General features: G+C 32.2%; 10 protein-coding genes and 1 tRNA gene. 5 read left to right on the top strand and 6 right to left on the bottom strand.

Annotation, left to right across the window (positions count from 1 at the left end; genetic code table 11):
- The first annotated feature begins 391 nt into the window (after nt 1-391).
- From obgE to secG, 4 genes are all read left to right on the top strand, one after another.
- Nucleotides 392-1,378, top strand: a complete 987-nt coding sequence (gene obgE / locus NTX22_13965; protein ID MCX6151628.1) for a GTPase ObgE — start codon at nt 392-394, stop codon at nt 1,376-1,378.
- Nucleotides 1,357-2,370, top strand: coding sequence for an iron ABC transporter permease (locus tag NTX22_13960; GenBank protein MCX6151627.1), 1,014 nt, complete (start codon nt 1,357-1,359; stop codon nt 2,368-2,370). Before obgE ends, NTX22_13960 begins: the two co-directional genes overlap by 22 nt.
- 147 nt (nt 2,371-2,517) lie before the next feature.
- Nucleotides 2,518-2,591, top strand: a tRNA-Met gene (locus NTX22_13955).
- Nucleotides 2,592-2,612: 21 nt separating this feature from the next.
- A complete protein-coding gene (gene secG, locus NTX22_13950) occupies nt 2,613-2,936 on the top strand; it encodes a preprotein translocase subunit SecG (GenBank protein ID MCX6151626.1) in 324 nt (107 codons plus the stop codon).
- Nucleotides 2,937-3,092: 156 nt separating this feature from the next.
- On the opposite strand, the gene dacB is transcribed toward secG, so the two are convergent.
- Nucleotides 3,093-4,484 carry a D-alanyl-D-alanine carboxypeptidase/D-alanyl-D-alanine-endopeptidase gene (gene dacB / locus NTX22_13945; GenBank protein MCX6151625.1) on the bottom strand — a complete coding sequence of 464 codons (1,392 nt, stop codon included), beginning with the start codon at nt 4,482-4,484 and terminating at the stop codon, nt 3,093-3,095.
- A 137-nt stretch (nt 4,485-4,621) separates the two neighbouring features.
- On the opposite strand from dacB, the gene NTX22_13940 reads away from it, so the two are divergent.
- Nucleotides 4,622-5,470 carry an LOG family protein gene (locus NTX22_13940; protein MCX6151624.1) on the top strand — a complete coding sequence of 283 codons (849 nt, stop codon included), beginning with the start codon at nt 4,622-4,624 and terminating at the stop codon, nt 5,468-5,470.
- A gap of 70 nt (nt 5,471-5,540) precedes the next feature.
- Here NTX22_13940 and rpsU read toward each other — a convergent pair whose 3' ends face one another.
- The 5 genes from rpsU to NTX22_13915 form a co-directional block, all read right to left on the bottom strand.
- Entirely contained in the window at nt 5,541-5,735 is a 195-nt protein-coding gene (gene rpsU / locus NTX22_13935; protein MCX6151623.1) for a 30S ribosomal protein S21, read from the bottom strand.
- Between the two features lie 32 nt (nt 5,736-5,767).
- Nucleotides 5,768-6,145 (bottom strand): hypothetical protein, encoded by a 378-nt coding sequence (locus NTX22_13930; protein ID MCX6151622.1) that lies wholly within the window; start codon nt 6,143-6,145, stop codon nt 5,768-5,770.
- Between the two features lie 218 nt (nt 6,146-6,363).
- A complete protein-coding gene (locus NTX22_13925) occupies nt 6,364-7,215 on the bottom strand; it encodes a hypothetical protein (protein MCX6151621.1) in 852 nt (283 codons plus the stop codon).
- A gap of 30 nt (nt 7,216-7,245) precedes the next feature.
- Complete coding sequence (locus NTX22_13920) at nt 7,246-7,839, bottom strand: sigma-70 family RNA polymerase sigma factor (GenBank protein MCX6151620.1); 594 nt, start codon at nt 7,837-7,839, stop codon at nt 7,246-7,248.
- 69 nt (nt 7,840-7,908) lie between these two features.
- Nucleotides 7,909-9,366: a M14 family metallopeptidase gene (locus tag NTX22_13915; protein ID MCX6151619.1), complete on the bottom strand. Its 1,458-nt coding sequence runs from the start codon at nt 9,364-9,366 to the stop codon at nt 7,909-7,911.
- Between the last annotated feature and the right edge of the window lie 82 nt (nt 9,367-9,448).

The following is a 9,448-nucleotide window of genomic DNA, read 5'->3' as shown; positions in this document are numbered from 1 at the left end:
CAACAGCATTGCGAGCTAAATTGTATCTTACTGCAAATCGTGCAGCTTTTAATCAACTGGAAAATCTCAAAGTTTCTTTCGCTATGAAATTCTAAAAAATATAACTATACGCATCGGGTTGCGTAAGGTGAGTTATTAATAAAGCTGTTAAATACAAAAAAGATATTTCTGATTTTTTCAAAGGCAAAGATATTGATAGAATTGTAACTGTTGTTTTTGCAGATGATGCAGAAGATTTTGCTCAAACTTTTGAAACACTTTCTGAATGCAGTAACCGTGAAGAGGCAATTAATGTTCTCGAATCGTTGTTTAAGTCTAATCATATAAAATCAACATCTAAAGAGGCAAGCGTACTTAAAAGTATTGTAACAGAATACTTTAAGCAAGAATAATGTTTATAGATTATGCAGAAATATTAATTAAAGCGGGAAACGGCGGTGATGGTTCAGTCTCATTCAGACGGGAAAAATACGTTCCCAAAGGTGGACCTGCCGGCGGTGATGGTGGAAATGGTGGCGATATTATTTTCCAGGCGCACCATAACCTTCATACATTACTTGACTTTAGATATAAGCGCAAATATGATGCTCAGAAAGGAGCACCAGGCGGAAGCTCTTTAAAAGATGGAAAAGGGGGAGAGGATTTAATAATAAAAGTGCCACCCGGTACTGTAATTAAAGATGCCGAATCTCAGGAAATTCTTTTCGATTTGAATGAGGATGGAAAAAGTTATGTTGTAGCAAGGGGTGGAAAAGGTGGCAGAGGTAACAGCAAATTTGCAACAGCAACGCATCAAACACCTCGATTTGCTGAGTCTGGCAGATCCGGCGAAGAAATAAAAATTATTCTTGAACTAAAATTAATTGCAGATGTTGGTTTAGTAGGATTTCCAAATGCCGGTAAATCGACGTTGATTTCGGTAGTTTCAGATGCACGTCCCAAAATTGCAGATTATCCATTTACGACACTTGAACCTAATCTTGGAATTGTAAAATATAAAGATTATAAAAGTTTTGTTGTTGCAGATATTCCTGGAATTATAGAAGGCGCACACTCCGGTAAAGGTTTAGGTATTAAATTTTTGCGGCATATTGAACGAACTAGAATCTTGTTAATATTAATTGATGTTACTTCTGATGATTATCAAAGAGATTACGATACTTTGTTGAATGAATTAGCTCAATTCAGTCAGGAACTATCTCAGAAGAAAAAAATCATTGCTCTAACTAAAGCAGACTTGCTTACGGAAAAGGAGGTTGCAAAAGTAAAAAAAACAAAATTAAAAAATTATTCTGATCCGGTTTATGTAATTTCAGCAACTTCCAAACTTGGATTGAATTCCTTACTTGATTACTTATGGAAGCAAATAGAAGATTAAAAATTTCTCCATACATCTTAAAAATCACATTACTTTTTATAGTTACAATTATTGCTGGTACAATTAGTTTATTAGTTGGATCAGTTTCAATCTCCCTCAACGATTTATTTCATTTATTCTTTATTGGTGAAGCAACCGATCTAACAAAGCAAATAGTCTATGAAGTTCGACTTCCAAGAGTTTTATTAGCAATTGCAGTTGGCGGAGGTTTGTCTGTGTGTGGAGCTGTGTTTCAAGCAATACTTATGAATCCACTTGCTGAGCCGTACATCCTCGGTATATCAAGCGGAGCTGCTTTTGGAGCGGTTCTTTCTATGGTTATTGGTGCCGGATTTATTGCAACACAAGTCTTTTCTTTTTTGGGAGCAATAAGTGTAATATTTCTTGTATTTCTATTTGGTAAAAGGTTTGGTGAGTTAGAACCAAATGTTATGCTTCTTTCCGGAGTAATGATCGGAGCTTTTTTTTCCGCTGTAATATTAGTTCTTGTAACATTTCTAAATGAATCTTTACGTACTGCTGTTTTCTGGTTGATGGGTCATCTTTCCATTGCTGATGCAAAAACATCTTATTTTATTCTACCAGTTTCAATTATAATTTCCTTCATTCTTAGTTTAAACGGACAGAAATATAATGTACTTTCGCTTGGAAGTGCCACAGCCCAGCATTTGGGAATCAATACTTCTCTGCTTAGAAATGTTACATATATTCTTTCAAGTTTATTGGTAGGAGTTTTAGTTTCTGTAAGTGGAATAATCGGTTTTGTAGGATTACTAATTCCTCATATTTGTAGAATGATTTTTGGTGTAGACAACAGGATCGTCATTCCAGCATCTTTTCTTATTGGAGCTTCTTATTTAGCACTTGCTGATAGTATTGCAAGAGTAATCATTGCACCAGCGGAAATTCCTGTTGGAGCAATCACGGCACTTATTGGTGCACCCATTTTTATTTATTTGCTAAGGAAGAGATTTAAAATAACTTTAAGTTGAATTTATAGAATGATAATTATTCTTATTTGATCCAAAAATTGCAGTTCAATGGTCTTTTATTGGAAAATTAACATAGCTTAATTAAAGTGATTGGTTTGGAAATTCATTGGTGTGTTCCTATATTTATAATCCAAATTTTAAAGACGTGGCGGGGTAGCTCAGTCGGTTAGAGCAGTGGAATCATAATCCACGTGTCGGGGGTTCGAATCCCTCCCCCGCTACAAAATAGTTAGGAGTAAAAAATGTATTCTATTTTAGTGTCTGTAACAGTTCTTATTGCAATAATGTTAATAGTAATTGTCCTTTTGCAAGCTAGTAAAGGTGGGGGATTAGCTGGAACTTTTGGCGGAGCCCAGATTGGGACTATGTTTGGATCACGAAGAACCGCTGACTTTTTAAGTAAAGCAACTTGGTGGTTAGCAGGAACGCTGGTAGTTTTAACGTTGTTGATTAACTTATTCTTTTTACCTACCTCGGCGGGTGGTGACAGAGAAAGTGTAATTCAATCAAGACAACAAAGTGTGCCTACACAGCCATCATTACCTCAACAAGCACCCAAAAAGTAAATTTAGTTTTATAAAATACTAAAGCTTATTCCTTAACAGGAATAGGCTTTTTTATTCTGAAAAATCTAATTCAGAATGTGTAATTTAATCATTCTCACTTTTTATCTGAAAACTCCGTTAACTTTGTTCTTCCTTAAATCAAACTGATACATGAGTCTATAACATTTCAACTATTCTATCGGTAATAGTTTTGTAAGTAGATTTACCTGCCCGTTCATATTCGAATAACATACTTATTATTAGATCATTACCAGATTTTGATTTCATATAACCTGATAAAGATAAAACTCCATGCAAGGATCCGGTTTTACCATGAAAATTATTCTCTGCATTTGATCCAATTTGGCGGTTTCTTAATGTACCATCTCGTCCAGCAATAGATAATGAGTTATAATAATCAAAATAGATTTCAGGATTACGGTAAATTCTATCTAATAGATTTACAATTGTTAATACTGTAACCTGATTTTGATGTGAGAGACCCGAACCATCCACAATTACTACGTTATCAGAATAAATATGATTTTCCTTTAAAAAACTTAGTATTGCCTGTGTAGCGAAAAACCCACTTCCCTGGCTCTCACTAAAATAAGCACCAAGAGTTTTGAACAAACACTCAGCAATAAAATTATCACTTCGTTTGTTTGCTATGTTACATAAATATTTTAATGGAATTGATTTTTCACATAATTCATTAACATCTTTTGGAGTTTCACCAATAACTGCATTTTCAAGAACGGTAATACCAGATTTGATTAGCCGGTCCTTTAATAATTCTGCGGCAAACAAAGGAGGGTTTTCTATTTCAACTGAATAGGAACCTGATGTTCGTCTTTTTAATCCGCCAGAAATTATAATCTCATATTTACCTTCTAAAAAATTTTGTGAAATGTGAATTGAAGATTTTCTTTTGGTTGTCTTCGCCAAATTCTTTATATCAATCAATGAACATTCCGGAAATAATGAATAAGAAATACTACCACCAGTTTTAACGGAGGCTCTTAATGAAATTTGAATCTTATTTCTATTTATCGATAGTGCCGATACAGGTTGTAAAGGATCAACATCTGCCTCATCAATAATCCAATCGCTTCTCTTATATTCATTATCAAAATAGGTATCATCGCCAACAATTTTTCCCGTTATTTTTTTTATACCAATCGTTTTTATAACTGATACTAATGAATCAATATCATGATCTGTAAAAATCGAATTTCCAAATCCTTTGATATACAAATTTCCATTTAGGATTCCGTCATCAAGCTTAAAGTCTTCACTTAATAATTTTGTTGAAATTGGATAATCACTTCCCATGGATGATAAAGAAACCGCCGTTGTAAATAGTTTAATATTGGATGCTGGTTTTATTGGCATTGTAGAATTTGCACTGAATAAGGTATCTTTTGTGTTGGGATTATAAATCAAAATTCCATATTTTGTACCCCGCGGAAGAGTTTCAAGTATTTTATCCAATCTTTTAATTAATTCATAATCTTTGGAAAAGATACTAGTAAAGGAAATTAGTAAAATAAGCAGTATTTTTTTCATTGTTCTTTGTTGCTGGTTTATAATTTTAACGGTCGTAAATATAGTCAATCCAAAAAGGAATATTAAAAATTTCTTTTCTTTTTGTAATAATTTATCATTAGAATCCTTATTTTAATGAACATTTTTTAAGAGATAATATGAGCAAAACTAAAAGTCCTGTTAAAGCATATAAGAATCAAGATTTCCTAAATTCAGCCGATGGCAGATCGATAAGAATTCTTGCAGAATTTCTTGAACCAAGAGCACGTTTTAAAAAACAAAACATTGTTGATACAATTGTAATGTTTGGATCAGCCAGATTCAAATCAAAAAAAGATGCGCTTAAAGATTATGCTGAAATTAAAAAATTGGATCCAAAAAAGGTTTCTGATTTCCCACAAAAATTAAGACAAGCTCAAAGACTTGTTGAAATGTCTAAATACTATGAAGATGCTGTTGATTTATCAAAAAGATTAACGGAATGGTCATTAAATTTACCAGTAGAAGAAAACAGATTTATAATGTGCAGCGGGGGAGGTCCTGGAATAATGGAAGCAGCAAATAAAGGGGCAAAGTTGGCTGGTGGTTATTCAATCGGATTGAATATCAGTATTCCGTTTGAGCAATTTGTTAATAAATATGTCCCACCAGAATTGGCATTTGAATTCCATTACTTTTTTATGAGAAAATTCTGGTTCATCTATTTGGCTAAGGCATTAATTGTATTTCCTGGTGGGTTTGGAACGATGGATGAATTTATGGAAGTGATTACTTTACTTCAGACAGAAAAAATTAAAAAGCATTTATTGGTTGTTGTTTATGATGATAAGTATTGGAAAAGGGTGATCAACTTCGATGTTCTTATCGAGTACGGCACAATTAATCCCGATGATTTAAAACTAATGAATTTTTGTAACTCGACTGAGGAAGCATTCAACCTGATTACAAAGCATTTTGAGAAGAATTACCTGAATAAAGGTAGCAACAAAAAATTGATTTCATTATAGTGGTTTATAACATTCAAGTGAGACTGATTTTTATAAAAACCAGTCTCACTTAAATTAAAGGGGTAAATATTTATTCGTTCTGAGAGTTTTCCCGGCTGGCGCGTCTTTGAGCTTTTATCCGTTCCATCCTTTTTTCAATCGAGGGCTTAACAAAAAAAGTGCGTTTTTTAAATTCTTTAAGAATTCCAGATCGTTCGTATTTTTTTTTGAATCTCTTTAATGCTTTATCGATTGATTCATTTTCTTGAATTATAATGCCTACCAAATCTTTTTCACCTTCCTTGATGGTATATTAATTTATAAAACTGATTCGATTAATTTTTTTTGTCCAACTTTTATAAACTCAACTTTAATAGAGTTCTGTCCATTGGAAGAAATTTCTTTCGCTATAACCATTCCATAATCATCCCAGGTTTTATGGTATATCGATTCACCTAATACAAACGTTTTTGCAGGGGAATATTCGGAAAAATTTTCCAGACTAATATCATCTGTATTAACTTTAGTGTGTTCGTTTGCTGTTATATCAACTATAACCATCTGTTTACATTTTTTACATTTTGCCCATCTTTTATTTGGATTATCGAAAACGGGGATCTCACCAGCTAATTCCATTTTTGTAACATTACCACAAACGGAGCATTGCGCCTCTATATTCTTAATTCTTGCCATCATTATACCTTTGATTTTAACACCTTAAACTTACCGAAAAAAATGGAATCAGCCAAATATGTATTAGAACTTTCAACTGGTTTAATATGCTTGTCTTTAATAAAAATCCCTTAAAAATGAGCAATTTTAAGGGATTTACTCTGATAAATATGTGAAAAAGAACTTAATTGGTTAATTATATTGATAGAATATAAAGCGGATTTTTATTGTTAGAACCAGGCTTATTTAAAAGCTTCAGCAATAAAATTGTTTTTAAGATTATTTAATTCTACTTCAGAAATTGCAATATTGATATTAAGTTTATTTTTCCAGATAAGGATAGATCGATTTTCTACCACACATGCACAATACTTACCATCATCCATAATTTTAATCAGATCATCTGAAAGAGCCAACATTTTTTCTTTCTTTATACAATCCTCATCCACCTGAAAAACATAAATTAATTTTCCACTTTTACATTTATAAATATGGTGGGCAAGTTTCTCACTATTGAATATCGAAACAACACAGCCATGCAATTCCCAATCATTAAACACAGGAACAAAAGTTTCGTATTTAACTCCTTGATCAATAAAATATTTTTTAATCTTATCCGGGTCATTATTTGCAAATTGAATCCCAAGTTTCCCATCAATTAGGTTTTGATAATTTTGTATTGCCTGGACAAACATATTCGAACTTCCATTTTGTCTTTTTATAATTTCGGAATAATTTATTCCTTGAAATGGGAAGAGTAGATATAAAATTCCAATTAAAACTAATGACACCGCTAAAACAAATTGTGGTTTTCTAAAAATTGAAATAGATGGAAACTGGAAAAATGATTGAGACGAGGTTTTAAGTATTTCCCCTTGTAATTGGGAAGAAATCCTTCTTTGTAAATTGTATGGTACTGGTACTAAACCAATACGAGAGTTGATTAATTTTTTTATTTGAGATTGAACTTGATATTCAATATTCAGATTTACGTTTCGGGCAAGAATAGATTTAATTCTTGCAATTTCCTTTTCATCCTTTATTTCGTTATCCGCTAAAGCGGTAATCTGTTCAACAATATCATTGTGTTGCAAATACTTATCTCCGAAAATGGATAATTTAAATCAATCACTTTTAACGTAACCTTTTTCTTGCGCATATTTATGAAGTCGAACATAAAGCATTTTCCTTGCTCTATGCAATCTTGATCTTACAGTACCAACCGGGCAATCAACAAAATCAGCAATCTCTTCATATGAAAAACCTTCTATGTCACTTAAAATAATCACTGTTCTAAAATCCTCCGGAAGAGATGAGATAGCACTTGAGATTTGGTCATCAAGCAAATTGTTAAATACATCATCCACCATATGGTTGGATTTTACATCAGTTGATTTTATATTTTCATAAAAGTTCTCAATGTCATCATAATCTACTTTGTTCGGTTCTTTTTTCAGTTTCCTGTAATCGTTTATATAGGAGTTCTTTAATATTCTGAACAACCATGCCTTTGCGTTAGTTCCTTTTTCAAATTTATCGAAAAAGCGAAAGGCTTTTAGATAGGTTTCCTGAACAAGATCATCAGCATCATCAGCATCCCCAGTCATTCGGAGCGCAAAATTATAAAGAGCACTCATATGTGGAATCGCTTCTTTTTCAAAGTCAGCGTGTTTTTGTCGCTCTTTAGGATCAATATTTCCTTTTACGTAAGGCAGCATATTTTAATTTGAACTAATTGAATTCTGTTTAATTATAAGAAATTAAAAATCATTTAGCAATGAGTTAGCTTATTTGACAATTATACCATTCTTAATCTTATTAACTGAACTCGTTAGATTGTTTACGAATCCATTAATTATTACAAACTTCATTTTCCCTGATTGACTGATTGCAAGATTGGCAGCTTTTCCAATTTGAATTTCATTATTCTCATCCTTTTTCTGAAAAACTGAAATAGGATATTTTGTGAAATTGGAACTAATTGAATCACCTGAGATTAATACTGAAGTAATTCCTTCACGGTATAATTCAGGTAAATTTAACTGTTGAATTTTTTCAATATTTATAACAGGTTTTGAATAAAATTTTCCACCTTCAATATCAAGTCCACTGCAATTTATTTCATCAAATCCAAAATAAACCGATAAGTCCCCAACGTCTTCAATTATTCCTTTATAATAAATTGCATCGCCTTCCACTTCCTCATAACGATTTACACCAATGTCTGCTGTAAAAACAGTATCATCATACCTAAGTTTAGCGTTTCTTATAATCAAATCGAAAATACATTTTTCATTATTGGGTATTGCAAAATATTCTTCAAGCTGTTCAGTTTTGTAGCTTTCTTCACCAATTGAGTTAAATGCTGAAATTATTGCAATAAAATTTAATTTCCTTAAAAACTGTTTCTCATCATCATCCTTCCATCCACCAGTTTCTATTAAAATAGCACTCGTACCCCATTTTTGAATATTATCCCCAAAAGCGCGTGGTTCAAAACTATCATCGTACTTAGCAATATGTCCTGGGATAAAATTAGAAAGCATCTTATTCAGGTAGGAAATAACTTTTACAGAACGTTCCCGGGTTTCATTCATGCCTTTTTCAAAATTGTAAGCTGGGGCAAGAAAGGAAATTGATGCGGTTTTATATGTGTTACCGGCAGACATTCTTGTGCTTTGATCGTGCAGATTAAAACCAAACTCCGGGTTCAAACTATCCCTTATACTTTTTAAAATTTTTGCTTCTGGTGATTGCTGACTTACAGCATCACGGTTAATATCTATACTCATAGCATTTCTACGTTGAAATCTTTCGGCACCATCCGGATTTAGCATTGGGATGAAATACAAGGTAGTTTTGCTAAGAATATTATTTCTTAAACTATTGTATTCATCATCAGAACTTAAAAAATTGAATATGTCAAAGAGCGCCATTGTTGCAGTGGATTCGTCTCCATGCATTTGAGACCACAGTAAAATTTTAGTTTTTCCGGTACCAATAGAGATTAAATTTATGTCTCTTTTTTCAACCGATGATCCGACTTTCTCAACCTTGAAATTTTTATTTTTCTTCAGTCGGGAAATTAATGGAAGGATATCCTGATGCTTAAACCATTTTCTGGTTAAACTTTCTTCTTTAAAGTTCTCATAATTATTATACAGATTTAAGTAATAATTTTCTTGCGCCATTGTAATTTCTAATGCTGTTATTAAAAGAAAATAAGTAACAAATTTTATTTTCATATATCTTATAAGTGATAAATAATCGTTTTAATAATACGAAATTTTCAATAATAAATTGTTATTAGAGAATTTTAAAAGAACA

This window comes from Ignavibacteriales bacterium (assembly GCA_026390815.1).
Classification (GTDB): Bacteria; Bacteroidota; Ignavibacteria; order Ignavibacteriales; family SURF-24; genus JAPLFH01.
This window is presented reverse-complemented; position numbering and strand designations above follow the sequence as displayed.